This window comes from Fictibacillus sp. S7, assembly GCF_004127935.1.
Taxonomy (GTDB): Bacteria; Bacillota; Bacilli; order Bacillales; family Fictibacillaceae; genus Fictibacillus_C; species Fictibacillus_C enclensis.
Window position 1 is genome coordinate 148761 of sequence record NZ_QJKL01000001.1, and the last position, 25568, is coordinate 174328.

Consider the following 25568-nt stretch of genomic DNA (forward strand, 5'->3'; position numbering starts at 1 on the left):
TCAGGATGCGTAAGATAAATAACAATTCAATGAAATGACCAGTGACGGAGAAAAGTAGGTAAACCCCACATGGCCAGAGAGGAAGTGCCGCAGGCTGAGAGCACTTCTGCATGATGATTTAGTGAAAGACACTCCTGAGGTTTCAATTCGAACGGAAAATGAACCATACCCCAGTAGAGTTGGACGCATGCAGGCGTTACTTGCATTTGAGCGGAAGCGTATGCTTCAACCAGGGTGGCACCGCGGGTATGTAACTCCCGTCCCTATTATTATCACGATAATAATAGGGACGGGAGTTTTTTATTTTTCTAATCAAATGAAAATGAATGATGACTGATACAAGGAGGATGGGCGATGGGATATCAAATTCCAAGAGGAACACAGGATATTTTACCGGGAACCGTTGAGAAATGGCAGTATGTAGAGAACAAAGCAAGAGAGATTTGCAGCAGGTATAACTATAAGGAGATTCGGACACCAATCTTTGAACATACCGAACTCTTTTTGAGAAGTGTCGGGGACACAACGGATATTGTCCAAAAAGAGATGTATACCTTTACGGACAGAGGAGAAAGAAGCCTTACACTTCGGCCGGAGGGAACGGCAAGCGCAGTGAGATCCTATGTGGAAAACAAACTGTTTGGGCTCCCTCATCAGCCGACCAAGCTATATTATATCGGGCCGATGTTTCGCTACGAGCGGCCCCAGGCAGGTAGATACCGTCAGTTCGTTCAGTTTGGAATCGAAGCCATGGGAAGTGACGATCCATCCATCGATGCAGAAGTAATGGCGCTGGCCATGGATGTTTATAAAGAACTTGGGTTAAAACGTCTGCGTCTGGTTCTGAACACATTGGGTGATAAAGAGAGCAGGAAAGCGCACAGAGATGCGCTCGTCGCTCATTTTGAACCACGTATCGGCGAGTTTTGCCATGATTGCCAAAACCGTCTGCAAACCAATCCCCTCAGGATTCTGGACTGTAAGAAGGACCGTGATCACGAACTGATGAAGACGGCTCCTTCCATTCATGATTATCTGAATGAAGAATCAAGAAATTACTTTGAAACAGTAAAGTCGACGCTGACAGCGATGGGTATTGATTTTGTGATTGATCCGACACTTGTTCGAGGATTGGATTATTACAATCATACCGCTTTTGAGATTATGAGTGATGCAGAAGGCTTTGGTGCGATTACAACCTTAAGCGGCGGCGGCCGATACAACGGATTGGCTGAAGAAATTGGCGGACCGGCTACACCGGGAATCGGATTTGCGATGAGCCTTGAACGTTTGCTGCTGGCCCTTGATGCAGAAGGGGTTACACTTCCCATTGAAGATTCACTGGACTGCTATCTGGTCGCGATGGGAGAATCGGCAAAAGAGAAGGCACCATCCATTCTGTATCAACTCCGTAAAGCAGGCTTGAAAGCAGACAAAGACTATATGGATAAAAAAATGAAAGCCCAGTTTAAAGCCGCAGACCGGACAAACGCCAAGTTTGTTGCCGTGCTGGGTGACGATGAACTGGCCAATGGAGTCATCTCCGTGAAAGAGATGGAATCCGGTAATCAAACTGAAGTTGAGCTTGAAGAAGTAACACAATATATTTTGAAGCAAATTTGAGGAGGAGTTTCAGCATGGCAGAAAGAACGCATCATTGCGGAATATTGAATGAACAGCATGTCGGAGAGGAAGTCATCCTTAACGGCTGGATGCAGAAGAGAAGAGATCTTGGAGGATTGATTTTCATTGATCTTCGCGACCGTTCGGGTCAGGTACAGGTAGTCTTCAGCCCGGAGGTGTCCAAGGAAGCGCTCGACATTGCTGAAAGAGTAAGAAGCGAATTTGTGTTGAGTGTAAAGGGGACTATTGTTTCCCGTTCGGAAGGAACCGTGAACGAGAATGTACCAACCGGCAAAATTGAAGTTTTGGGAAAAGAACTTCAAATCATTAACAGTGCCAAAACGCCTCCATTCTCCATTTCAGAGGACAATGACATCAATGAAGACGTTCGCCTGAAATACCGCTATCTTGATTTAAGAAGGCCGGCCATGCAGGATACGATGAAACTCCGCTATCGCATTACAAAAACGATTCGCGATTTTCTTGATGCTCAGGAGTTTATGGAAATTGAAACACCAATGCTGACAAAGAGTACACCTGAAGGAGCACGTGACTATCTTGTGCCAAGCCGTGTGCATCCGGGTCACTTTTATGCTCTTCCTCAGTCACCGCAACTGTTTAAACAGCTTTTGATGGTTTCTGGATTTGAACGTTACTTCCAGGTTGTCCGCTGTTTCCGTGACGAGGATTTGCGCGCAGACCGTCAGCCTGAATTTACTCAAATTGACATTGAAACATCTTTCCTCGGTCAGGAAAAACTTATGGCTATGATGGAAGAATTGATGGTACAGCTTGCTCAGGAAGTCCGCAGCTTTTCGGTTCAAACGCCGCTTCCTCGTTTAACTTATGCAGAAGCGATGGACCGCTATGGATCAGACAAACCTGACACTCGTTTTGGAATGGAGCTGCTTAACGTTTCCGAGCTCGTAAAATCATGCGGTTTTAAAGTTTTCGCTTCAACAGTGGAAGGCGGCGGAGAAGTTAAGGCGCTGAATGTAAAGGGCCAAGCAGCAAACTATTCTCGTAAGGATATTGATGTTCTCACCGATTTCGTCAAGCGGTATGGAGCCAAGGGCCTTGCGTGGCTGAAGCTGGAGGAAAACGAGCTGAAAGGCCCGATCGCCAAGTTCTTCAATGAAGAAGAACAGCAGGGATTGATTCAGGCTCTTGAAGGAGAAGCCGGGGACCTGTTCCTGTTTGTGGCTGACAGCAAGCAAGTAGTGGCCGATTCTCTTGGAGCACTTCGCTTAAAACTCGGTAAGGACTTGAACCTGATTGATGAAAGCCAGTTGAATTTCCTTTGGGTGGTAGACTTCCCGCTTGTTGAATTTGACGAAGATGCAGACCGCTATGTCGCTCTTCACCATCCATTTACGATGCCGAAGGATGAAGATCTAGAGCTCCTTGAAAGCAATCCTGGAGAGGTTCGTGCGAAGGCCTATGACTTGGTGCTGAACGGTTATGAACTTGGCGGAGGATCTCAACGTATCTATCAAAGAGACATTCAGGAGAAAATGTTCAAAACCCTCGGATTTACAGAAGAGGCTGCAAAAAAAGAGTTTGGCTTCCTCATGGATGCCTTTGAATATGGAACGCCTCCACATGGAGGAATAGCACTTGGATTGGACCGTCTCGTCATGATTCTGGCCGGTAGGAACAACCTGCGCGACACCATTGCTTTCCCGAAAACAGCAAGTGCCAGCGACCTTTTGACCAATGCTCCATCCACCGTCAGCGAGAAGCAATTAAACGAACTTCACCTGGCTGTAAAACTTGGTGAAGAAGCTGGACAAAAGGCATAGGAAAGAAGTTGGAACTGTTAGAAAATTTAAATAATGAGGGTATATTCTCTTGTCTTACCCTATTGGATGTGATATGATTTATTCCAATAAGAGTCCTGATGTGTTCGTTAATACCGAATGTTTTGAGCCAACACTTTTTAATCGGGAGCTGGTGTTTTGACAAAGCGTGCACGCCTCCTTGCAGGGGACGCATTAATTGCCGAACAGGGCACCCACCTGCGAGAGCAGGTTCAAAACTTAGGAAGTGACGGCACAGTTGGGACTCTCATCAGCATTATTTAAAATGAATGTAAATAACAGCCCGGACGAATGTCCGGGTTTTTTGCTGTTTTTTGGCTTTGCTTATGAATAACAGTTGTACTCATTGTAAAAATGGGATATCCTTTTTAAGGACTAATGAAAGTGCGATTTTTGAACCTATAGGAGTTGTGCTGTGAAACAACTTCTTTTTATAGAAAGGAGAAAGACAAATGTTACATCAATTTTCCAGAAATGAGCTGGCCATCGGAGAAGACGGGCTGGCTGCTTTAAAAGGAAGTGCAGTAGGGATTCTGGGCATAGGAGGGGTAGGATCATTTTCAGCCGAAGCGCTGGCAAGAGCAGGTATCGGCAAACTGATTCTCGTAGACAAAGATGTAGTGGATATCACTAATGTGAACCGGCAGATCCATGCGTTGCTCTCCACGGTGGGCCAATCGAAAGTAGAGCTTATGAAACAGAGGATTGCAGATATTAATCCGGAGTGCGAAGTTATCGCACTTGAAATGTTCTATACTGAAGAAACGTACGAACAATTTTTTGACTATGATTTGGATTTTGTTGTGGATGCTTCAGATACGATTACGTACAAAGTTCATCTCGCCAAAGAGTGCCTGAATCGAAAAATACCGATCATTGCGAGTATGGGTGTGGCCAACAAGCTGGATCCAACACGGCTTCGCATCACCGATATTTCCAAAACCAGCTATGATCCAATCGCCAGGGTGGTGCGTCAGCGTCTTCGAAAAGAAGGAATCCATAAGGGAGTCACTGTTGTGTTCTCGGATGAAATTCCTGTTCAGATCAGAGAAGAAATCCGGGAGAAAATTGTGCCGGAAAATGCGCCGGGAATCAGGAAGGCAAAAATGCCTCCATCCTCAAACTCCTTTGTTCCGTCGGTTTCCGGATTGTTTATGGCCGGACATGTTGTAAACACCTTACTTGAAAGCCATCAAATCAAGATTAACCGAATGCATTAAAAAAGAAGGGCTCACATGAGTCCTTCTTTTATTTTGCAAGTTTTTCCAAGTTTCCGTTCTTATCCATGCGGAAGCTTTGGTTGTCGCCGGCATCATCCTGCAGGAGAACCATTCTTCGGGCACGATCCATGATTTCCAGGAGTGCCTGGTAGTCTTCTTTCATTCCAGCGAATTCTTTTTCAAGTGTGTTCAGCTGCGACGACAATTTTTGGTTTTGGTGAAAAAGGTCCTCATTCTGGCGCTTCAGGGCTGTATTTTCATCCTCCATACGCCCGCTGGCAAGACCGTTACGGTTAATATCAGAAAGATAACGAATAACTTCATCAAGCGTTAATGACTGTTCTTGAGATTGATAGGTTGTTTGAACCTCAGGAACAACCGGCTGATAGGATGGTTCCTGCAAGGAACTTTGTATAGCCGGAGCCGTATACGGCGTTTTAAAGAACTCTTCAGGATGATATACTTCATCATCCGCAGGCTTTGGCGGTTTAACGATGGTTTTCGGTTTGTTTTGATTTTGCTGTCCCTTGGCAAGGGCTCTCTGTCGTTCCTTACGCTGTTTTTTCGCAATCTTTAACGCTTGTTCGTATTTTTTCCGGACAATGGCATTCCAGCGAAAGCCGACAGCAGCGCTTGTGCGTTCAAGTTTATCGCCAACCTCTTCAAAGGCATGAAGCTGTGTGCTGCCTTCTCGGACATGGCGCAATACCGTCTCGGCAAGCAGAAGATCATCTTCCTCTGACCAGGCGTCCTGTCTTATTTTCATCATATATATCCTCTCCTTGAATCATAAAGTACGAGTTTATGTTTTCATTTTGAGCAAAAGAAGAGGATTCTATACGTCATTTCAAAAATTTGCTAGTTTGCCTTAACAGAGTGATAGATTTAGGTTTCTTTGCGCTTCCGGTCATTAAAATAATCAAGCCGCTTCTGAATATTTTTTTCAAACCCTCTCGGTGTGGGATCATAAAATTTCTTGTTTTTTAAATGGTCAGGCAAGTATTGCTGGACCACATATCCGTCCGGGTAGTTATGAGGGTATTTATATTCCTTGCCATGTCCAAGCTCGCTCGCACCCTTGTAATGGGCATCACGCAAGTGGATGGGAACCTGGCCGCTCTTTTCATTTTTAACAGCTTGCATGGCTTTATCGATCCCCATGATGACCGCATTGCTCTTGGGAGCTGTTGCAAGGTAAACAACGGCTTCCGCCAAAGGGATGCGTGCTTCGGGCATTCCGACAAAATCCACTGCGTAGGCTGCAGCCTGTGCAACGAGAAGAGCGTTTGGATCTGCGAGTCCGATATCTTCTGCTGCATGAACGTAGATTCTTCGGGCGATAAATCTTGGATCTTCGCCTGCATAGATCATTTTGGCCAGCCAATAAAGGGCGGCATCCGGGTCAGAACCCCGGATACTCTTGATGAATGCCGAAATCGTATCGTAATGATTATCGCCCTTCTTGTCATACTGCAGCACGCGCTGCTGAATGCTTTCTGCCGCGATCCCGAGGGTGATGCGGATTTTCCCTGATGAATCGGGTTTGGTGGTGAGTACGGCCAGTTCCAGTGCATTCAAGGCCGTCCTTGCATCACCATTTGCGACAGAGACAAGATGGGAGAGGGCGTCTTCCTCGATCACAATGTTGTATTTTCCGTAGCCCCTCTCGGTATTTTCGAGTGTCCGGAGAAGAACGTTGCGGATATGGTCATCGGTCAGGTGTTCAAACCGGAACAGCCTTGACCTGGACAGCAGGGCGGGATTGATTTCGAACATGGGGCTCTCTGTGGTGGCGCCGATCAGAATGACAGTGCCATCTTCCACAAAGGGAAGCAGCGCATCCTGCTGGCTTTTATTGAACCGGTGAATTTCATCGATGAACAGAACTGTTTTCTTCTCGTCCATGACCAGCCGTTCTTTGGCTTCACCGGTTACCCGTTTGATGTCTGCCACTCCTGATGTAACAGCATTCAACTGCACGAAGAAGGCAGATGTGGAATTGGCAATGATTTTGGCCAGCGTGGTTTTGCCAGTGCCTGGTGGGCCAAAAAATATCATGGGTGTCAGCTGATCCGCTTCAATGGCCCGCCGCAGTAGTTTCCCTTCGCCAACAATATGGGATTGTCCGATAAATTCCTGTATGGATCGGGGGCGCATCCGGCTTGCAAGCGGCCCCATGGTTTTATTTTCATAAGATTGATGGTCACTGAATAAATCCATAATTTCCTCCTGTACTAAAAAACCTTAACCCGTTATGACTGGTAACCAAAAGGTACTATACCGGTCATTTGAATGCAAGAATTAGCTTTTTCGTGCTATAATAGTTTGGGTTTATGTGCAAAAATGGACAAACGGAAGGAAATACTAATGAAAATAGTTAATCCCGATGCAAAGCCTTTCTTTGTCAAATGGTTCGTATTTTTTATGGGACTCGTTCTCTTGTCATTTGGCGTCTCGCTGATGATTAAAGCCAGCCTCGGAAGCGCGCCCTGGGACGTTTTACATATTGGTTTGTATCATCAATTCGGATTGTCGATTGGCACCTGGTCCATCATAATGGGGTTCCTGATTCTTGGAGCTACTTCCTGGCTAACGAAAAAATGGCCGCAGGTGGGCGCTTTTCTTAACATGATTTTTGTTGGGATTTTTATTGATATCTTTATGGCTATTCCCTTCTTCAAAACACCCGAGTCGGTCATTGGCGCGATTGCCATGCTTGCGGCAGGCCTTGTTATCAATGGGTTTGGAATGGGATTTTACATCGCATGCGATTGTGGTGCCGGTCCCCGTGACAGCTTAATGCTGGCATTAACGGAGAAAACGGGAAAGAAAATTTCACATATCCGGCTGGCGATGGAACTATTTGTTTTAACCGGAGGTTGGCTGCTTAAAGGGCCGATCTCACTTGGAACCATACTGTTTTGTGTCACGATCGGGAGCATTGTAGGATTTACGCTTCCGGTTTGCAGAAAAATCGTTAATTATTGGATAGAACGGAGCGTGTATTATGAAAATCTCAACAAAAGGACGATACGGGTTAACCATCATGATGGCTTTGGCAAAAAAGCAAGGTGAAGGGCCGATTGCTTTAAAATTGATCGCAAAAGAGCATAATTTGTCTGAGCATTATTTGGAACAGCTGATCTCTCCGCTTCGAAACGCGGGTTTAGTTAAAAGCATCAGGGGAGCATACGGCGGCTACATTCTGGCTCAGGATGCCAAAGAAATTACGGCAGGTGACATTATCCGTGTGCTTGAAGGCCCGATTACCCCGGTGGAACTGATGGATGATGAAGAGCCGGCAAAGCGGGATCTCTGGATAAAAATCCGCGATGCCGTCAAGGATGTTCTTGATAATACAACCCTGGATGATTTGGCAAACTATGAGGGAGATGCCAGCCAGGATGCATACATGTTTTATATCTAGTCAATTAAGAAAGAAGGTGGTCTAAATGGACCTTATATATGTAGACCATGCCGCCACTTCTCCGATTCACCCCGAAGTGGTTCAGGAAATGATGCCTTATTTTACGGAGTACTTTGGAAATCCTTCAAGCATTCACCAGTTTGGCAGAAAAACACGCCAGCTTCTGGATGAAGCAAGAAGAACGGCTGCGAAAAGTATTGGTGCGGCACCCAATCAGATCATGTTTACAAGCGGCGGAACCGAGGCGGATAACGCGGCCATTTTCGGGGTTGCCTATGCCAACAAGGAACGCGGCAACCATATTATTACTACTCAAATTGAGCATCATGCCGTGCTTCATGCATGTGAGGAACTGGAGCGGCAGGGCTTTGAGGTAACGTATCTTCCCGTGGATGAAAAGGGAAGGATTTCATTTCAGGATGTGAAGGACGCACTGCGTGAGGATACCGTGCTCGTCACGATCATGTATGGCAATAACGAGGTCGGTACGGTTCAGGATATCCCCGCCATTGGGGAACTTCTTGAAAACCATCAGGCCTATTTTCATACCGATGCGGTTCAGGCCTATGGCGTTCTGCCACTGAATGTGGATGAGCTGAAGGTTGATCTGCTCAGCATATCAGGACATAAAATCAATGGCCCAAAGGGGACCGGTTTTCTTTATATCAGGGAAGGCGTTGCGATTGCACCTTCATCCTTCGGCGGAGAACAAGAGCGGAAACGCAGAGCAGGAACAGAAAACGTGGCAGGGATTGCCGGCCTGGCGAAGGCTATTTCTATTATGATGGAACAAGGTGCAGAGAAAGCTGCTGTGTATCTGGCGTATAAGGAAGCAATGCTTGCAATTTTAATAAAAGAAGACATTAATTTTCAGGTCAATGGCGATCCGGAGCATGGACTGCCTCATATTTTGAATGTCAGCTTTCCTGGCGTGAAAACAGAAGTGATGCTTGTTAATCTTGACCTCGCGGGAATTGCAGCATCGAGCGGTTCAGCCTGTACTGCAGGTTCGGTGGAGCCGTCCCATGTTCTTACGGCGATGTTTGGGAAGACAGAGCGGACAAAGAATTCGATCCGTTTCAGCTTTGGTTTAAACAATACGATGGAGCAAATTGAGAAAACAGCGTACGAGACAGCAAAAATAGTGAAACGCCTGCAAAAATGAGGTACACTCTCATTTATAAAGAAAGGGGGGTGATGAAATGTCAACAAGACACGAAAAATCACCTGCAGAAACAAGAGTCGTCATCGGGATGTCCGGTGGGGTCGACTCCTCTGTTGCGGCATTGATGCTTAAACAGCAAGGATATGATGTAATCGGCATCTTTATGAAAAACTGGGATGATACCGACGAGTTCGGGGTCTGTACCGCCACTGAAGATTACAATGATGTCATTGCTGTAGCCAACCAGATCGGCATACCTTATTATGCGGTCAATTTTGAAAAAGAATATTGGGACAAGGTATTTACCTATTTCCTTGAAGAATATAAAGCAGGAAGAACACCAAATCCTGACGTGATCTGCAACAAGGAGATCAAATTTAAAGCATTTCTGGATCATGCGATGAGTCTGGGGGCTGACTTTGTGGCAACCGGCCATTATGCGCGTGTAGCCGAACAAGACGGCGAAGTAAAAATGCTGCGCGGCGTGGACGAAAACAAAGACCAAACCTATTTTTTGAATCAGCTCTCCCAGGAACAGATTGAAAAAGTAATGTTTCCGATCGGAGAATTGAACAAGCCTCAAATCCGTCAAATGGCTGCAGAAGCAGGATTGGCAACAGCCAAGAAAAAGGATTCCACAGGAATTTGTTTTATTGGAGAACGTGATTTCAAAGATTTTCTAAGCAATTATCTTCCGGCAAAACCCGGTGAGATGCGAACCCTCGATGGTGACTTCAAAGGAAAGCATGATGGTCTGATGTACTATACCATTGGCCAGCGGCATGGCCTCGGGATCGGTGGAAGCGGCGAACCCTGGTTTGTTGTCGGCAAGGATTTGACCGAAAATGTTTTGTTTGTGGAGCAGGGCTTTGATCATGAATCGCTCTACAGTGAGAGCCTGACCGCTGTTCAGCCAAGCTGGATCAGCAATAAGCCAATGGAAAAAACATTCCATTGCACAGCAAAATTCAGATACCGGCAGCCTGATAAAGGAGTAACCGTTAGCCTTCTTGATGACGGAAAGCTGCATGTGGTCTTTGATGAACCACAACGCGCGATTACACCCGGACAGGCGGTTGTATTCTATGATGGAGACATCTGCCTTGGCGGTGCCACCATCGATGAAGTAATCAAAAACGGCGAACCTATTTCTTATCTGTAAAAAGATAAAAACCAGTCCATGTATGATCGTGGACTGGTTTTTTCTTCAAGAACAAATTTTTGTTATACTTTAAACAGTATAAGGATTCAGGAGGAAACAAGTGGAACAGGATTATTTAAAAAAGGGAAAACTGGAAGAAACCGCACGAAAACTGGAACAGCAGATTGAACAGGAGCCGGATAATCCGGTCCTTTACATCAATTACGGAAACCTGATTTCCGCTGTTCATGAGTATGAAAAAGCTATTGCTTTTTTTGAAAAGGCGCTTCAGCTTGATCCCGAGGCAGGTACAGCATGGTACAGCATGGGGATCGCGCTCTATGAGCTTGAACGGTATCCGGAGGCAGCACACTGTTTTCAGCAGGCATTGCAAAAAGGAATCCAGGAAGGCGATGTCTATTTTATGCTCGGCATGTCCTACGTTCAGAATAACGAACAAATGCGCGCACTTCCGCACTTTTTGCGTGCCGCAGAACTGGACAGCAATGACGTGGAATCGCTATTTCAGTATGGCCTCTGTCTCGCTCAGATGGAACGGGTCAATGAGGCTGTAGACGTGTTTCAAAGGGTAACCGCAATAAATCCAAAGCATGCGGATGCGTTTTATAACCTTGGAGTAGGCTACGTCTATTTTGACAAACCGCAGGAAGCACTCGAGGCTTTTAATCAGGCGCTGTCTATCCAGCCGGATCACTACCTTGCAGCGAATGGCAAAAAAAATGTGGAAAACATACTGAACTAAGAGCTGGTTTAATGCCAGAATTATTATGAAGTCAGGAGACAAATGATGGATAAACAGTCTTCTTTCGATTTATTCGATGAACAAGCAAAATATGTAAAGGGAACGTTGATTACAACTATTTTTTTTAATAAGGAAAACCTGTACACCGTAGCCCGCATACGTGTTCATGAGACGAATGAGGCGTATGACGAAAAAGAAGCCGTCATTACCGGGATCCTCCCGCCGCTTTACCAGGATGACCGTTATATTTTCTTTGGGCATTTTAAAGAACATCCAAAGTACGGCAAGCAATACCATGTAACGCAATTTCGCAAAGACATACCACAGACGAAGGAAGGTATGGTTCAATATTTATCGGGCGATTTGTTTCATGGCATTGGCAAAAAGACGGCACAGGCCATTGTGGACCATCTGGGAGAAAATGCGCTATCTTCCATTCTTGAAAATCCCGATGTTCTCAATGGAATTCCGCAGTTGAATGAGGAAAAGGCGAAAAACCTGTACGATGCTCTCGTTGAACATCAGGGTCTCGAACAAGTGATGATCACTCTGAATCCCTTTGGTATAGGACCTCAGCTGTCCATGAAAATTTACCAAACCTATCAGGAAGAAGCCCTCCATATTATCCAAAACAACCCGTATCAGCTCATCTACGATATTGAAGGCATCGGTTTTCAGCGGGCAGACGAACTCGGAAGAGGGATCGGACTGTCCTATAACCACCCTGAAAGAATCAGAGCGGGCTGTCTTTTTGTTCTTCAGGAAAGGGGAACCGATGCAGGGCATGTTTATCTGCCTGCAGACTTTGTGCTGGATGAAGTGAAAAAATTGCTGACAAATGGGGAAGCGCCTATTAGTGACAGCGATATTTTCCGTGAAATCGAAGCGCTTCGGGAAGACAAAAAAATGATGATGGAAGAAGACAGGCTGTATTTGCCGTCTCTTTACTTTTCCGAAAAAGGGCTGGCTGAATCGGTAACAGGAATTGCCGGACAGGAAGAATATAAAGAAGCGTTTCCGCAGGCGGAATTTTTAAAGGCGTTAGGTGAGCTTGAAGAGCGGCTCGGTATTCAATATGCCCCTTCGCAAAAACAAGCGATTGAAACGGCCATTTTTTCGCCGCTTATGGTTCTTACAGGAGGACCTGGAACCGGGAAAACAACGGTCATAAAAGGGATCGTGGAAGTCTATGCGGAGCTTCATGGCGTTTCGCTTGATCCAGCCTCATATAAAAAAGATGAGCCGTTTCCGGTGCTTCTTGTTGCCCCGACCGGGCGTGCCGCCAAACGGATGTCGGAATCAACAGGCATCCCGGCATTCACCATCCACAGGCTGCTCGGCTGGAAGGGCGGAGCGGGCTTTGAACATACCGATGAAAATCCGCTTGAAGGCAAACTCCTGATAGTGGATGAAATGTCCATGGTGGATATTTGGCTTGCGCATGCCCTTTTTAAAGCAGTGCCCGGAAATATTCAAGTGGTGATTGTGGGAGATGAAGATCAGCTGCCTTCTGTCGGTCCCGGCCAGGTATTACGCGATTTCATTTCTTCGAAAGTCATTCCGACGGTTGAATTGAAGGATATATACAGGCAGGCCGAAGGGTCTTCCATCATTGAACTCGCTCATCACATGAAAAACGGTGTGCTTCCAAACGACCTTGCAAAGAGAAAGTCGGACAGAAGCTTCTTTTCATGCCAGACCCATCAGGTGTTGGAAGTGGTTAAGCAGGTGTGTCAAAACGCGCGTCAAAAGGGATATACGGCCCGGGATATTCAGGTACTCGCCCCCATGTATCGCGGGAACGCGGGCATCGATATCCTGAATCAAAAACTGCAGGAATTATTTAATCCGCCTTCACCGCAAAGGCGCGAACTAAACATCCAGCAGGTGGTTTATCGGGTCGGGGATAAAGTGCTTCAGCTCGTTAACCAGCCGGAAGACCTTGTGTACAACGGGGATATGGGTGAAATAGTATCGATCATTTATGCTAAAGAAACAACGGACAAAGAAGACCAGCTCGTTGTGGCGTTTGATGAAGTGGAAGTGGTTTATACAAGCTCTGATTTTCATCACATTACTCACGCCTACTGCTGTTCCATCCATAAATCCCAGGGGAGCGAATTTCCCATTGTCATCATGCCTGTTGTAAAAAGTTATTTTCGTATGCTGAGACGGAATTTAATTTATACCGGCATTACAAGGAGTCGGGAGTTTTTAATCCTGTGCGGGGAAGAATCTGCTTTTGAACTGGCAGTCCAAAGAAATGATGAAGCGTCCAGATTTTCCCGTCTGAGAGACCGGCTGACTCAATATCAGATGGAAAACCTTTCAAGCATGAATCCCTGACAGAGGTGGGATGATAAGGATGTTCGGAAGGGTGGGGGTTACTTTGCGAACATTTTCATTTTTAAAAGGGAAAAAAGCTGTTCTTTCGGCTAACCGAAAAACCATCGGTAAAGTCGAAGATATACTGACAGATTCAAGGGGAAATGTGCTGGGCTTCATTTTATGCGGAAACAGCCTTTTCTTCCGGAAAGCGTATCTGCCGTATGAGTCAGCCAGGATTCAGGAGGAGGACTCCGTTCTGCTTTGCAGCTGCAGACCATCCAGGGTGCCTTCCTATTCAAAAGGAACATTCCGGATGGAAAAACATCCTTGCTGCCTGCTGAAGCAGGCTCTCTTATCCAAGGATGGAGAGACAGAAGCGGTGGTTGAGGATGTATACTTTTCAAAAGATTGGGGCAGGATTGTAGCCATTGAGGTATCAAAAGGATTGTTTTCGGACTGGACGGATGGACGATCGCTGATTTATTCGCATGAGCCGTTGCATATCGGGAAGCAGTCACTTTTTGTACGATAGTGCTATAAAGGAGGACCCCACATTTGAAATGCCCCAACTGCAGCCGTAAGGATATCGGCAAGATCGGCGTTAATCAGTATTATTGCTGGAACTGCTTTATTGAATTATCCATTGTAAATGGCACACTGTCCCTTCACCAGGTGGAAGAGGATGGCAGCTTGACCTCGCTGGATGATCTGTTTGAGGATCAAGATTTGTCCTACAAGGCGGATGTCCAATAAGCAGGCTAACTTGATAAAAGGGTTGGTGACTTCAATGAACAGCTATATAAAACCCGTACTTGCTCTCGGTCTTTGGGCAGCTATCTACGGAATGAAATCCCGGAAAAACGGGATGAGCTTTATGGGGATGGATGATATGCTGTCCTCAAAACGCGTACGACGACTGCGTAAAAGACTGGCAAAAGCCATTTATTAATGAAAAGAAAGTCCATGCTTAGAAGCATGGGCTTTTTTGATGGGTTGAGCTTTTCCTTTTCTTACATGAAAAATGGTCAGGAGGAAACAATAAGGGTGAGGTGATACCATGCAGCGGGAGAATTACATAAAGTGGATCATCCGTTTATCTCTTCTCGTTTTGCTGTTTCTTTGCGGCTGGCTGCTGTTGAAACTGGCCCCTTTTTGGGTTCCTGTTCTTACGATTCTAAAAGCCGTGCTGTTTCCTTTTTTTATTGCCGTTTTCATCACCTATTTACTTCATCCGCTTGTGGAAATACTTCATCGGAAGGGCATGCCGCGCAGCTTATCCATTTTGTGCATTTACCTGCTTTTTTTCGGCGGAACTGGTTATGCCCTATACAAAGGAATACCCTATATGATCCTTCAGATCAGGGAATTGGCGTCCAATCTTCCCACCTTATCAAAAACGTATCAAAGCTGGCTGCTTGAAGTGGATCATCATACAGCAAGCCTTCCGAAATCCATTCACCTCAGAATTGAGGATTATATTCATTCAGGTGAACGTTATTTGCAGAAAAGCGCAGCCAATGTCATTGGCTCTATTAAAAAACTTGTGGATTATTTTTTTGTACTCATCATTATTCCGTTCCTTGTTTTTTACTTTTTAAAGGATATTGACGGCATTAAACGGGTATGCTGGTACTTGACGCCGCAGAAGTGGAGAAGAGAAGGAAGACAGGTTCTCAAGGAAATTGATGGTTCGCTGGGAGGTTACATCCGGGGGCAATTATTGGTGGGAACGCTTCTTGGGGCTGCTGCTATGCTTGCACTGTGGCTCGCCGGTATGCCGTATCCCATTATATTGGGGATTATTATTGCTATCACGGATATTATTCCGTATTTTGGGCCCATTCTTGGCGCTGTACCGGTCATCTTCATCGCGTTTACCATTTCTGTTAAAATGGTTCTCATTGTGGCCGGCATCATGCTGGTTTTGCAGTTCATCGAAGGAAACATTTTGGGTCCGCTGATCGTGGGGAAAAGCCTTCACATCCATCCCGCATTGATCATTATGGCGCTGCTGGCTGGCGGTGAAATCGGAGGGGTGGCCGGGCTGATCCTGGCTGTGCCTGTGTTTTCAATCATGAAGGTTATTATTGTGCATATACGGAACCACCGGCTGCAAGCCAAGATTGACAAGATGCCCTAGAAGGAATTATACTACTGCTAGATAAAGCAAAACGATGATGGAGATAAGTATGTTTTGACCCTTTTCCAAGAGAGGAAACCCCCGGCTGTAAGGTTTCTAAAAGGAAAGAACAGAAAGCTACTCCCGAGTGCAGTTAATCCCTGCCGGTGAAACCCCGTTACGGTTTACATAAGGTGATGATTTCGGTGTTCGGCTTAAATCATAACCAGGGTGGTACCGCGTGATAACAACTCTCGTCCCTGATGCAGAATCAGGAACGGGAGTTTTTTATTTTGGCAGAACAGGGCGCTACCGCTTTTTCTAATAATGAAAGGAGAGTGGAAAGATGAAAACTTTAACGTCTGCTCAAGTAAGACAAATGTTTCTTGATTTTTTCCAGGAGAAGGGCCACAGTGTGGAGCCGAGCGCTTCCCTTGTGCCTTATGAAGACCCGTCACTTTTGTGGATCAACAGTGGGGTTGCTACCCTTAAAAAGTATTTTGACGGCCGGGTGATTCCGGAAAACCCGAGAATCGTTAACGCTCAGAAATCAATCCGTACGAATGACATTGAAAATGTGGGGGTTACCGCACGCCACCATACGTTCTTTGAAATGCTCGGAAATTTCTCCATCGGTGATTATTTCAAAGAAGAGGCGATCATCTGGGCCTGGGAATTCTTGACCAGTGAAAAATGGATCGGTTTTGATTCAGAGAAACTATCAGTCACTATCCATCCGGAAGATGATGAAGCCTATGAGCTTTGGAACAAAACCGTAGGGGTGCCGCCAGAACGCATCATTCGTTTGGAAGGGAACTTCTGGGATATCGGAGAAGGGCCAAGCGGACCGAATACAGAAATTTTCTACGACCGAGGAGAAAAATACGGCAGTGATGCAAATGATCCTGAGTTATACCCGGGTGGGGAAAATGACCGTTACCTCGAAGTATGGAACCTGGTGTTTTCCGAGTTCAACCATAATCCAGACGGAACGTACACACCGCTTCCAAAGAAAAACATTGATACCGGAATGGGGCTCGAACGGATGGTCTCTGTTATTCAGGACGTTCCAACGAACTATGACACGGACTTGTTTATTCCGATCATTCAGCAAACGGAAAAGCTTTCTGGCAGCAAGTATGGCCAATCAAAGGAAGCGGATACCGCGTTCAAAGTGATTGCTGACCATATCCGTACCGTTGCCTTTGCTGTATCTGACAATGCACTTCCATCAAATGAAGGCAGAGGGTATATTCTACGCCGCCTGATCAGAAGAGCCATTCGCTTTGCCAAGCAGATTGGACTTGACCGGCCGTTTATGTTCGAACTTGTTCCAACCGTAGCAGATATCATGGTGGACTATTATCCGGAAGTAAAAGAAAAAGTGCCGTTTATCCAGCGCGTCATTAAAAACGAAGAAGAGCGATTCCATGAAACCATCAATGAAGGACTTGCGATCCTTGAAGAAGTCATCAAAAAGGAAAAAGCAGCCGGAAGCAGCACAGTTTCAGGTAAAGATGCCTTCAAGCTTTATGATACGTTTGGCTTCCCGTTTGAACTGACTGAAGAATATGCTGCAGATCATAACATGGAAGTCGACCGTACAGGATTTGAAAAAGAAATGGAAGGCCAGCGTGAGAGAGCCCGTTCGGCACGTCAGGATGTGGATTCCATGCAGGTGCAATCCGGTGTGTTAAGCGACATCAAAGCACACAGCGATTTTGTGGGCTATGACGAAGAGCGGAGCACATCAAAAGTATTGGAAACCCTTCAAAACGGAGACCGCATCGATATCCTTGCCGAGGGAGAAGAAGGCCAGGTCATTCTTGACATTACTCCGTTTTATGCGGAAAGCGGAGGCCAGGTTGCTGACCAAGGCACGATTTCGGGCGAAGGACTGGAGCTGTTTGTTAAGGATGTTCAAAAAGCACCGAATGGACAAAATCTCCATACCGTCGTTGTAAAACAAGGAAACCTTCGCAACGGAATAGAAGTTGTCGCTCAGGTTGATACTGAAAAACGTGCGGCTATTGTGAAAAACCATACGGCTACCCACCTGCTGCATCAAGCGCTGAAGGATGTTCTCGGTACTCATGTGAACCAGGCAGGTTCCCTAGTGGCACCTGGAAGGCTTCGATTCGACTTTTCCCATTTCGGCAGCATTTCACAGGAAGAAATCGAGAGCATTGAAGATATTGTCAACCAGAAGATCTGGAAGACCATTTCTGTGGATAAAATGCAAAAGCCGATTGAGGAAGCAAAAGCGATGGGAGCGATGGCCTTATTCGGTGAGAAATACGGAAAAGTGGTTCGAGTGGTTCAAATTGGCGATTACAGCCTGGAATTATGCGGCGGCTGCCATGTGCAGAATACCTCGGAGATCGGCCTCTTTAAAATTCTTTCAGAGACTGGCATTGGTGCCGGTACAAGAAGGATTGAGGCTGTAACCGGACAGGAAGCCTATCAGGTCATGAAGGGACAAGTCCAGACACTGCGTGACTCTGCAGCTTTGCTGAAGACCAATGCAAAAGAAGTTCCGAGCCGTATAGAAGCGCTGCAGCACCAGGTGCGGGAGCTCCAGCGGGAAAAAGAGGCATTATCCGCGAAGCTCGGCAATCTCGAAGCAGGAAGCCTGATCAACGAGAAAGTGGAAATCAATGGTGTTCCGGTGATCGTGAAAAAGGTTAATGCTGCGGACATGAATGGTCTGCGCTCCATTGTTGATGATTTGAAAAATAAACTTTCAAGTGGAATTGTCGTACTTGGTGCGGTAAATCATGATAAAGTGAATATTGTCGCGGGAGTAACCAAGGACTTGATCCCAAAAGGCTATCACGCAGGAAAACTTGTAAAAGAGGTGGCTTCACGCTGTGGCGGAGGGGGCGGTGGCCGTCCGGATATGGCGCAGGCAGGTGGAAAAGACCCTGAAAAACTTGATGCTGCCCTGGAATACGTAGCAGAAGCAGTGAAATCTGTTTCCTAATCCCCCTATTAAGGGTACAATGAGGATATAAAGGGAGAAGATAGAGAAAGAGGTGTTGGTCGTGAGTTCTATGGACAAAACAATGAAGTTTAACTTTCATGACGATTCAATGGATCCCAATGTCCAAAAAGTGCTGTTTTCAGTGTATGAGGCACTTCAGGAAAAAGGATACAATCCGATCAATCAGATTGTAGGCTACCTGTTATCAGGAGATCCAGCTTATATTCCCCGCCACAAGGATGCAAGAACCATGATTCGAAAGATTGAGCGGGATGAACTGATTGAGGAACTGGTTAAATCCTATCTTGACACAAAGAAAGAGGATTCTCTCTAATGACCCGGATTTTGGGACTGGATGTAGGATCCCATACGGTAGGAGTGGCTGTGAGCGATGAGATGGGCTGGACAGCTCAGGGAATCGAAACGGTCAGAAGGAAACCGCATCAGCCCGATGAAGTTTTTGAACGTATTGGCGATTGGATTAAACAGTATGATGTGAAAGAAATTGTGGTCGGCTTGCCCAAAAATATGAACGGATCCATTGGTCCGAGCGGGGAGGCGTGTCAGGAATTTGCCAATAAGGCAGAAGCCAGGTACGGGCTACCTGTTGTATTATGGGACGAGCGTCTGACGACGATGGCTGCTGAAAAAATGCTGATTTCTGCTGATGTCAGCCGGAAGAAGAGAAAACAGGTCATCGACAAAATGGCCGCGGTTTTAATCCTTCAAGGATATTTGGACAGCCGTCAATTAAAAAAATGAGGTGATCAAATGGCAAACGAAGAAAAAGAACATATTATTATCCCAGGTGAAAACGGAGAAGAGAATCTATTTGAAGTGCTGATGACGATTGATGGCAGCACAACGCCAACCGGACATTCATACATTCTTCTTGTACCGGCAGGCGAAGATCAGGAAGATGATAGCGACGAGCAGGAAGTTTTCCCTTTCCGCTTTGAGGACAAAGGAGAAGGCGAAGACGATATCGAGCTCTTCCCTCTGGAAACAGATGAAGAGTGGCAGATGATTGAAGAAACCTTAAACGCATTTCAGGATGAAGAAGAATAAAACGACTTCGCAGCTAAAGGTAAACTTTAGCTGCTTTTTTTATGCAAATTGAACATACTAAATGACTATACCAGTACACCAGAGATTTGAAGATTCATGCTGTTTTCTGTTTCTTTATTATGGAAACTAGACATGAAAATTACTTATCAGTATAATGAAGCAGATGAAAGGGGAGAAAAAGGTGTCACAATATAATGGTGTTCCCGGCGGTCCAACAGGTTTCGGTAAGAAAAAGAGAAAGAAAAAAGTACTTACAGTCCTGGCCGTCATTATAGTGCTGCTGGCAGCGGCTGCTATTTTTGGCTATACATATATTAAAGATGCGCTCGGCCCTGCCGATGCAGGAAATAAAAAGGATGTAACCGTTGATATACCCATCGGTTCTTCTGTCTCAACGATCGGAAAGATTTTGGAAAAAAACAACCTGATCAAAAGCAGTCTGGTCTTTCAGGTGTATGCCAAGACCAAAGAAAATGGGAACTTACAAGCCGGAGTCTATGACCTTAATCCTTCCATGAACATGGACCAATTAATCGCTGCTCTTAAAAACGGAAAAGTATACCGCCATCCTGAAACATCGTTTACCATACCGGAAGGATTTATTGTTCCGCAGATAGCAGAAGTGATTGCGAAAAATACCGGCAAAAGCAAAGAAGAAGTTATGAAGACGATAAATGATCCGGCATTTGTCAAAGAACTCCAAAAGCAGTTTCCTGTGATCGACAATAAAGTATACAACAAAAAAATATACTATCCGCTCGAGGGCTACTTGTTTCCGGCCAAATACGAGTTTGATGAAAAGCAACCCGATGTTAAGGCCGTCATCACAAAAATGGTGCAGAAAACGCAAAGAGTAATGGACGGCCATCAGGAAGAAGTCAAAAAGAGCGGCAAGAAACCATACGAAATTCTCACGTTGTCGTCCATGATTGAAGAAGAAGCCCAGCGGCCTGAAGACCGTCCCAAAATATCAGGCGTATTTTATAACAGGCTTAAAAAAGGGATGAAGCTTGATTCCGACCCGACGGTTAAATATGCCCGCAAGAGCTTTAAAGTGCAGGTTCTCTACAACGAGCTGAAAGTGGATTCTCCTTATAATACTTACAAGTACAAGGGGCTGCCTATTGGTCCGGTTGCTTCCCCGGGCGAAGAAGCGATTATAGCGGCATTGAATCCTGAACAAACAACGTATTACTTTTTTTATGCACGTCCAAACGGACAAGTCATCTATACAAAAACATATAACGAGCATAAAAGAATCGTTCAGAAATACCGTCATGAATGGCAGGAACGTGCAGGGAAAAGCTAAAAAGAAAACATGACAGGTTGTTTTTATGATATAATGTTTCGGTTAAGTAAGGAGGCATAGCCTTGATATCACAGGAAGTCCAGAATTATATTGAACAATTAATACCCAGTCGGGATATTCGAATTCAAAAGATAGAGGAGTACGCCAAAGAACACGGTGTACCCATTATGGAGCTCGTGGGCATTGAAGTTCTGCTGCAGCAGCTTCGGATGATACAACCCCAAAAAATACTGGAAGTGGGAACGGCTATCGGATATTCTGCGATAAGAATGGCTGAAGCCTTGCCGGATGTGTCTATCGTTACGATTGAAAGAGACCCGGAACGCTATGAGCTGGCACTTCAAAATATAGAAGAATTTGGCCTTTCTGAACGAATTGAAGTATTGTTTGGCGATGCCAACGAATTGGTCGCTGAAGCCGGAAAAAAGGCACCTTATGATGTGGTCTTTATTGATGCAGCTAAAGGCCAGTATCAGCGTTTTTTTGAAAGTTATGGAGAGTTTCTCCGGCCAAAAGGCATCATTTTTTCAGATAATATTCTGTTTAAGGGATATGTGACCGGCGATGTTCATCCAGGGACCAGGAGGCTGGCTTCCCTCGTCCGGAAAATACGTTCATACAATGAATTTCTTATGAATCACAATGGATATACAACTGCGATTTTGCCAGTAGGAGATGGCCTGGGCATCAGCATTAAAAAAGATAATGAGCAGCGTTAGAGATTTCGGAAGGAGAAAGAACATGGTACAAAAACCGATTGTCATTGGGGTAGCCGGGGGATCTGGCTCCGGAAAAACAACTGTAGCGAAAGAAATTTACCGCCAGTTTGCCGATCAGTCGATTCTCATCATTGAACAGGACTCCTATTACAGAGACCAATCCGATAAAACAATGGATGAGCGCTTGAAAACAAATTATGACCATCCTTTGGCATTTGATAATGACTTATTAATTTCACAATTAAATGCTCTTTTGGAATTTCAATCCATCGAAAAACCTGTTTATGACTATACAGCGCATACAAGAAGTGATAAAATTATCCCAGTTGAACCGAAAGATGTTATCATTCTTGAAGGAATTTTGATATTGGAAGATGAGCGTCTCAGAGATCTGATGGATATCAAGCTCTTTGTCGATACAGATGCCGATGTACGCATCATCCGACGAGTGGTCAGAGATACACGGGACAGGGGACGAACACTTGAATCAGTGATCGATCAATATACATCGGTTGTACGCCCGATGCACAATCAATTCATTGAGCCAACCAAACGATATGCGGATATCATCATCCCTGAAGGCGGACAAAACCGGGTAGCCATTGATTTGATGGTAACCAAAATTCAAACGATCCTTGAAGAAAAAGCAATATTAAAAAAATGAGGCCGAGCCCTCATTTTTTGCTCGTATACTGGATGTTGCGAAGTGAAAATTTGGCAAGCGCTTTATTTTTTAGTAAGGTGTAAGCATCCACTATACATATCCGATCTATTAGACAACATATATAGTTATCAGGGTACTGATTAATTGAAGGAGTGAATACAGTATGTCAGAAGAGAAAAAGCATTATATGACACTTGAGGGTAAGCAAAAGCTTGAAAACGAACTAGAGCAATTAAAAACTGAAAAAAGAAAAGAAGTTGTAGAACGTATCAAGATTGCCCGCAGTTTCGGTGACCTTTCTGAGAACTCGGAATACGATGCAGCCAAAGATGAACAAGCTTTCGTTGAAGCGCGGATTGTTCAGTTGGAAAAAATGATTCGTGATGCTGTAATCATCGAAGAAAACAAAGCTGCCGGAGATGTGGTTTCCATCGGAAAATCGGTCAAGTTCCTTGAGCTGCCCGATGGTGATGAAGAAACGTACAAGATTGTCGGAAGTGCCGAAGCGGATCCGTTTGAAGGCAAAATCTCCAATGATTCTCCAATGGCAAAAAGCTTGCTCGGCAAGAAAGTAGGAGAGCAGGTCTCAGTTCAGACTCCTGGCGGAGAAATTAGTGTCAGAATCATAGAAGTAAAATAAATGACTCAAGGCGCCAAAGCTCAAGCTTGGCGTCTTTTTATGTTGAACCGTTTAATAATTCCTTCGCGCGACCACACTGGGAGTGAGGTGGTCTCCATGAAAAGGATCCGTAAACGAATAGTTATTGCAGGCGCTTTGTTTCTTGCCTCATTGTTTTTGCTGGTGGGGCGGCTGATTCAAATCCAGCTCATATCTACAGAATCTTTTTCAAAGCATAACATTAATTTAATCGATGAGAGTGTCAGACAGCGAACCCATTCTTTTATGATCAATGAAGGAAGAGGCTTGCTGCTCGACCGCAAAGGCCAAATGATTTCAGCTGAATTGAAACCGGCGATCATCTTATTTCCATTTATCCAGGACCAAAAAGGCACCATTGACAAGGTGGCAAACATACTGGGAAAGCCAACCGAAGAAATCAAAAGCGCACTGAAAGACCATGAGGAGCCCTTTGTCATCGCGGATGATCAGGATCAGATCACGCAGGAGGCGATGGAAGAAATTAATGGACTGCAGCTCCCCGGTGTTTATGCTCAATACATCTCCCGAACGAAGCACTCTCCCTTTGCCGGTGCGTTGCTGGGAGTCACCGGACAGGCACCGGAATTCATTAAGAAAAAATACCCCGACAAGCTGGAAAAGGGGACAATTACCATTAATACCAAAATAGGAAAAACAGGATTGCAGCAGGCGTTTGACCCTTTTTTGATTTCTGAGGGGGAGACGAAATTAATCTATCATGTGGACCGTTCAGGTTCCCCGTTATTCGGGCTGGACGTCAAGTATTTGTCTCCATCGAATCCTTTTTACCCGGTAAGTGTTAAGACGACAATCGACAGTACCCTCCAGGGGATAATGGAAAAGGCGGTAAAAGCGAGTGGTATCAAAAAGGGAGGGGCTGTGCTGCTCGATATCGGGAAGAATGAACTTCTCGGTATGGTAAGTGTCCCGTATACGTCCGGTTTAATGAAAAATCAAATGCTGAGCCGGCATTCTCCAGGCTCTGTATTTAAAATTGTAACGGCAGCTTCTGCTATCGAGCATCAAGATCTTGCAAGTGGGAAAACATTTGACTGTAACCTCGGGATTGACGGAAAAGAGGCAAAACACGCACTTGGAACGCTTGATTTTTCAGAGAGCTTTGCCCAAAGCTGCAATCGGACGTTTGGATTGCTGGCCAATGAAATAATGAAAGAAGATCCAAAAATGATCGATGAATATTCAGGAAAGCTTGGCTTGACCGGAACATCCGGATGGAGGGGACAAGTATACCATTATCCGGATTTTGCACAGTTTCCGGAAGAAGAAACAGGAAACATATGGGGTGCTTCTTCTGACAAAAAAGTCCCGCTGGCAGTCTCGCAAACGGCGATCGGGCAAAAAGATGTTCAAGTAACACCGCTCTCGGTTGCCAACATGGTTGCGGCCATTGCACGGGGCGGCACGGTAAAGGAAGTTAAAGCGGCAACAGAAATTGAGTATAAAAATGGAACAACGTTTCTTTCTTTTTCTGATCACAAAAAGGAAAACAAGATTGAGCCCTATACAGCAAAGAAGCTGCAAATGCTCATGCGCGGGGTGGTCAACAACCCAAAAGGAACAGGACGTGCTTTAAATGGGCTGCCGTATAAGATTGCAGGAAAATCGGGTACAGCCGAAAAGGGTGACTCCAAAACATCCAATAAATGGTTTGCTGGCTACTTTCCCGCAGACCAGCCGAAATACGCACTGGTCATTGTCGATCTGGACTATAAAGGAGGAACCAATGGGGTTCTTTCCGCTTATTCAGACATCGTAAAACAAATTTACAAAAATGATAAAAAAAATAAATAAGGCACTCGACATACGCAAAATCTCAAACTTGTCGAATTCGTTTATCGTGGTAAAATTGATGTAGGCATAGTTTTGAGGAGGTAAGTATGGGAAGAAAAGAGTACCGTTCTCGTTTTGAGAAACGAAAACAAAATCGAGTGCTAAATATAGCAATTGGAGTCGTGCTATTATTAATCGTGGTAGTGGGAGCGAGCATTTTTATAAACGGAGGCAGCAGCCAGACAACATCATCAAATCATTCAGCCGACAAGAAAGATCAATCTTCTTCTGTAAATAAAGATTCAAATAAGAACGATGATTCGTCGATCGCTGTTGAAGATAAGAATGACAGTGAGGCTGCTGATGAGAATAAGGATGCTTCCAAAAAAGAAGATAGTGAAGACAAGGATAAAGAAGCCGCTGACAAAGAAAAATCGGAAGATAAGGCAAAAGGCGGTCCTGAAGGTCCTTGGGATCCGGTTGGCACATCTCAAACCGGTGAGCATACAAAATCGTATGACAAGGGATCCTCAGACTGGAGCGAACAGACAAAAGCTCTTTCCTATGCTTCAGGAATTCCTGAAGATCAAATGACCATCCTTTGGCTGGGTAACGGCGGAGGACCGGATAAATCGGTCGGACGAGTCCTTTCAAAAGCCGACGGATCCCGATATGAGGTTCAACTTCAATGGGAAGACGGAAAAGGTTGGAAGCCAACAAGCGTAAAAAAACAATAACTGGGAATTTAGTTAAAGCCGGTGGGGAGG

General features: G+C 45.2%; 25 protein-coding genes, 1 other RNA gene and 2 other annotated features. Of the genes, 24 read left to right on the forward strand and 2 right to left on the reverse strand.

Going from position 1 to position 25568, the window contains the following annotated elements; genetic code table 11:
* Window positions 1-32 precede the first annotated feature (32 nt).
* Window positions 33-268, forward strand: a binding site (T-box leader).
* An 86-nt stretch (window positions 269-354) separates the two neighbouring features.
* The 4 genes from hisS (at window position 355) to DMO16_RS00740 (ending at window position 4663) form a co-directional block, all read left to right on the forward strand.
* Window positions 355-1623 carry a histidine--tRNA ligase gene (gene hisS, locus DMO16_RS00725; RefSeq protein ID WP_061972648.1) on the forward strand — a complete coding sequence of 423 codons (1269 nt, stop codon included), beginning with the start codon at window positions 355-357 and terminating at the stop codon, window positions 1621-1623.
* Between the two features lie 14 nt (window positions 1624-1637).
* A complete protein-coding gene (aspS, locus tag DMO16_RS00730; RefSeq protein ID WP_061972651.1) occupies window positions 1638-3425 on the forward strand; it encodes an aspartate--tRNA ligase in 1788 nt (595 codons plus the stop codon).
* Between the two features lie 89 nt (window positions 3426-3514).
* Window positions 3515-3692: non-coding RNA, 6S RNA (gene ssrS, locus DMO16_RS00735), on the forward strand.
* 203 nt (window positions 3693-3895) lie between these two features.
* On the forward strand, window positions 3896-4663 hold the full coding sequence (locus DMO16_RS00740; RefSeq protein WP_129474769.1) for a tRNA threonylcarbamoyladenosine dehydratase: 768 nt from the start codon (window positions 3896-3898) through the stop codon (window positions 4661-4663).
* A 28-nt stretch (window positions 4664-4691) separates the two neighbouring features.
* On the opposite strand, the gene DMO16_RS00745 is transcribed toward DMO16_RS00740, so the two are convergent.
* Both DMO16_RS00745 and DMO16_RS00750 read right to left on the reverse strand, forming a co-directional pair.
* Complete coding sequence (locus DMO16_RS00745; protein WP_164988829.1) at window positions 4692-5432, reverse strand: RsfA family transcriptional regulator; 741 nt, start codon at window positions 5430-5432, stop codon at window positions 4692-4694.
* Window positions 5433-5548: 116 nt separating this feature from the next.
* Window positions 5549-6883, reverse strand: coding sequence for an AAA family ATPase (locus tag DMO16_RS00750; RefSeq protein ID WP_129474771.1), 1335 nt, complete (start codon window positions 6881-6883; stop codon window positions 5549-5551).
* A gap of 147 nt (window positions 6884-7030) precedes the next feature.
* Between DMO16_RS00750 and DMO16_RS00755 the strand changes: the two genes are divergently transcribed.
* The 20 genes from DMO16_RS00755 (at window position 7031) to DMO16_RS00845 (ending at window position 25538) form a co-directional block, all read left to right on the forward strand.
* Entirely contained in the window at window positions 7031-7738 is a 708-nt protein-coding gene (locus tag DMO16_RS00755) for a YczE/YyaS/YitT family protein (RefSeq protein ID WP_129474773.1), read from the forward strand.
* Entirely contained in the window at window positions 7671-8090 is a 420-nt protein-coding gene (gene cymR / locus DMO16_RS00760; protein WP_061972664.1) for a cysteine metabolism transcriptional regulator CymR, read from the forward strand. Before DMO16_RS00755 ends, cymR begins: the two co-directional genes overlap by 68 nt.
* Before the next feature lie 25 nt (window positions 8091-8115).
* A complete protein-coding gene (locus tag DMO16_RS00765) occupies window positions 8116-9255 on the forward strand; it encodes a cysteine desulfurase family protein (protein WP_129474775.1) in 1140 nt (379 codons plus the stop codon).
* Window positions 9256-9292: 37 nt separating this feature from the next.
* A complete protein-coding gene (gene mnmA / locus DMO16_RS00770) occupies window positions 9293-10417 on the forward strand; it encodes a tRNA 2-thiouridine(34) synthase MnmA (protein ID WP_129474777.1) in 1125 nt (374 codons plus the stop codon).
* Between the two features lie 100 nt (window positions 10418-10517).
* Entirely contained in the window at window positions 10518-11159 is a 642-nt protein-coding gene (locus DMO16_RS00775; protein ID WP_129474779.1) for a tetratricopeptide repeat protein, read from the forward strand.
* Window positions 11160-11204: 45 nt separating this feature from the next.
* Entirely contained in the window at window positions 11205-13505 is a 2301-nt protein-coding gene (gene recD2, locus DMO16_RS00780; RefSeq protein ID WP_129474781.1) for an SF1B family DNA helicase RecD2, read from the forward strand.
* A gap of 43 nt (window positions 13506-13548) precedes the next feature.
* Window positions 13549-14019 carry a PRC-barrel domain-containing protein gene (locus DMO16_RS00785; protein ID WP_162264554.1) on the forward strand — a complete coding sequence of 157 codons (471 nt, stop codon included), beginning with the start codon at window positions 13549-13551 and terminating at the stop codon, window positions 14017-14019.
* Window positions 14020-14042: 23 nt separating this feature from the next.
* On the forward strand, window positions 14043-14240 hold the full coding sequence (locus DMO16_RS00790) for a hypothetical protein (RefSeq protein WP_129474785.1): 198 nt from the start codon (window positions 14043-14045) through the stop codon (window positions 14238-14240).
* Window positions 14241-14250: 10 nt separating this feature from the next.
* Complete coding sequence (locus tag DMO16_RS24055; RefSeq protein WP_141687091.1) at window positions 14251-14436, forward strand: hypothetical protein; 186 nt, start codon at window positions 14251-14253, stop codon at window positions 14434-14436.
* A 108-nt stretch (window positions 14437-14544) separates the two neighbouring features.
* Window positions 14545-15627 (forward strand): AI-2E family transporter, encoded by a 1083-nt coding sequence (locus DMO16_RS00795; protein ID WP_129474788.1) that lies wholly within the window; start codon window positions 14545-14547, stop codon window positions 15625-15627.
* A 25-nt stretch (window positions 15628-15652) separates the two neighbouring features.
* Window positions 15653-15871 (forward strand) — a binding site (T-box leader).
* A gap of 81 nt (window positions 15872-15952) precedes the next feature.
* Window positions 15953-18589 (forward strand): alanine--tRNA ligase, encoded by a 2637-nt coding sequence (gene alaS, locus DMO16_RS00800; protein ID WP_129474790.1) that lies wholly within the window; start codon window positions 15953-15955, stop codon window positions 18587-18589.
* Between the two features lie 61 nt (window positions 18590-18650).
* Window positions 18651-18923 (forward strand): IreB family regulatory phosphoprotein, encoded by a 273-nt coding sequence (locus tag DMO16_RS00805; protein ID WP_061972686.1) that lies wholly within the window; start codon window positions 18651-18653, stop codon window positions 18921-18923.
* Window positions 18923-19351, forward strand: a complete 429-nt coding sequence (gene ruvX, locus DMO16_RS00810; RefSeq protein WP_061972688.1) for a Holliday junction resolvase RuvX — start codon at window positions 18923-18925, stop codon at window positions 19349-19351. The genes DMO16_RS00805 and ruvX overlap by 1 nt, the downstream gene beginning before the upstream one ends.
* A gap of 9 nt (window positions 19352-19360) precedes the next feature.
* Window positions 19361-19657 carry a DUF1292 domain-containing protein gene (locus DMO16_RS00815; RefSeq protein WP_061972691.1) on the forward strand — a complete coding sequence of 99 codons (297 nt, stop codon included), beginning with the start codon at window positions 19361-19363 and terminating at the stop codon, window positions 19655-19657.
* A 154-nt stretch (window positions 19658-19811) separates the two neighbouring features.
* Window positions 19812-20966 (forward strand): endolytic transglycosylase MltG, encoded by a 1155-nt coding sequence (mltG, locus tag DMO16_RS00820; protein ID WP_241840403.1) that lies wholly within the window; start codon window positions 19812-19814, stop codon window positions 20964-20966.
* A 62-nt stretch (window positions 20967-21028) separates the two neighbouring features.
* A complete protein-coding gene (locus tag DMO16_RS00825) occupies window positions 21029-21685 on the forward strand; it encodes an O-methyltransferase (protein WP_129474792.1) in 657 nt (218 codons plus the stop codon).
* A 22-nt stretch (window positions 21686-21707) separates the two neighbouring features.
* Complete coding sequence (udk, locus tag DMO16_RS00830) at window positions 21708-22349, forward strand: uridine kinase (protein WP_061972698.1); 642 nt, start codon at window positions 21708-21710, stop codon at window positions 22347-22349.
* Between the two features lie 163 nt (window positions 22350-22512).
* Window positions 22513-22989 carry a transcription elongation factor GreA gene (greA, locus tag DMO16_RS00835; RefSeq protein ID WP_061972701.1) on the forward strand — a complete coding sequence of 159 codons (477 nt, stop codon included), beginning with the start codon at window positions 22513-22515 and terminating at the stop codon, window positions 22987-22989.
* Window positions 22990-23085: 96 nt separating this feature from the next.
* Window positions 23086-24822: a peptidoglycan D,D-transpeptidase FtsI family protein gene (locus tag DMO16_RS00840; protein WP_129474794.1), complete on the forward strand. Its 1737-nt coding sequence runs from the start codon at window positions 23086-23088 to the stop codon at window positions 24820-24822.
* Window positions 24823-24908: 86 nt separating this feature from the next.
* Complete coding sequence (locus DMO16_RS00845) at window positions 24909-25538, forward strand: YrrS family protein (protein WP_061972706.1); 630 nt, start codon at window positions 24909-24911, stop codon at window positions 25536-25538.
* Window positions 25539-25568: the final 30 nt, after the last annotated feature.

Excerpts from the sequence above, each read along its gene's own strand:
- hisS (WP_061972648.1), top strand. The coding sequence starts at position 355 with ATGGGATATCAAATTCCAAGAGGAACACAGGATATTTTACCGGGAACC.
- aspS (WP_061972651.1), top strand. The coding sequence starts at position 1,638 with ATGGCAGAAAGAACGCATCATTGCGGAATATTGAATGAACAGCATGTC.
- DMO16_RS00740 (WP_129474769.1), top strand. The coding sequence starts at position 3,896 with ATGTTACATCAATTTTCCAGAAATGAGCTGGCCATCGGAGAAGACGGG.
- DMO16_RS00745 (WP_164988829.1), bottom strand. The coding sequence starts at position 5,432 with ATGATGAAAATAAGACAGGACGCCTGGTCAGAGGAAGATGATCTTCTG.
- DMO16_RS00750 (WP_129474771.1), bottom strand. The coding sequence starts at position 6,883 with ATGGATTTATTCAGTGACCATCAATCTTATGAAAATAAAACCATGGGG.
- DMO16_RS00755 (WP_129474773.1), top strand. The coding sequence starts at position 7,031 with ATGAAAATAGTTAATCCCGATGCAAAGCCTTTCTTTGTCAAATGGTTC.
- cymR (WP_061972664.1), top strand. The coding sequence starts at position 7,671 with ATGAAAATCTCAACAAAAGGACGATACGGGTTAACCATCATGATGGCT.
- DMO16_RS00765 (WP_129474775.1), top strand. The coding sequence starts at position 8,116 with ATGGACCTTATATATGTAGACCATGCCGCCACTTCTCCGATTCACCCC.
- mnmA (WP_129474777.1), top strand. The coding sequence starts at position 9,293 with ATGTCAACAAGACACGAAAAATCACCTGCAGAAACAAGAGTCGTCATC.
- recD2 (WP_129474781.1), top strand. The coding sequence starts at position 11,205 with ATGGATAAACAGTCTTCTTTCGATTTATTCGATGAACAAGCAAAATAT.
- DMO16_RS00795 (WP_129474788.1), top strand. The coding sequence starts at position 14,545 with ATGCAGCGGGAGAATTACATAAAGTGGATCATCCGTTTATCTCTTCTC.
- alaS (WP_129474790.1), top strand. The coding sequence starts at position 15,953 with ATGAAAACTTTAACGTCTGCTCAAGTAAGACAAATGTTTCTTGATTTT.
- ruvX (WP_061972688.1), top strand. The coding sequence starts at position 18,923 with ATGACCCGGATTTTGGGACTGGATGTAGGATCCCATACGGTAGGAGTG.
- DMO16_RS00815 (WP_061972691.1), top strand. The coding sequence starts at position 19,361 with ATGGCAAACGAAGAAAAAGAACATATTATTATCCCAGGTGAAAACGGA.
- mltG (WP_241840403.1), top strand. The coding sequence starts at position 19,812 with ATGAAGCAGATGAAAGGGGAGAAAAAGGTGTCACAATATAATGGTGTT.
- udk (WP_061972698.1), top strand. The coding sequence starts at position 21,708 with ATGGTACAAAAACCGATTGTCATTGGGGTAGCCGGGGGATCTGGCTCC.
- greA (WP_061972701.1), top strand. The coding sequence starts at position 22,513 with ATGTCAGAAGAGAAAAAGCATTATATGACACTTGAGGGTAAGCAAAAG.
- DMO16_RS00840 (WP_129474794.1), top strand. The coding sequence starts at position 23,086 with ATGAAAAGGATCCGTAAACGAATAGTTATTGCAGGCGCTTTGTTTCTT.
- DMO16_RS00845 (WP_061972706.1), top strand. The coding sequence starts at position 24,909 with ATGGGAAGAAAAGAGTACCGTTCTCGTTTTGAGAAACGAAAACAAAAT.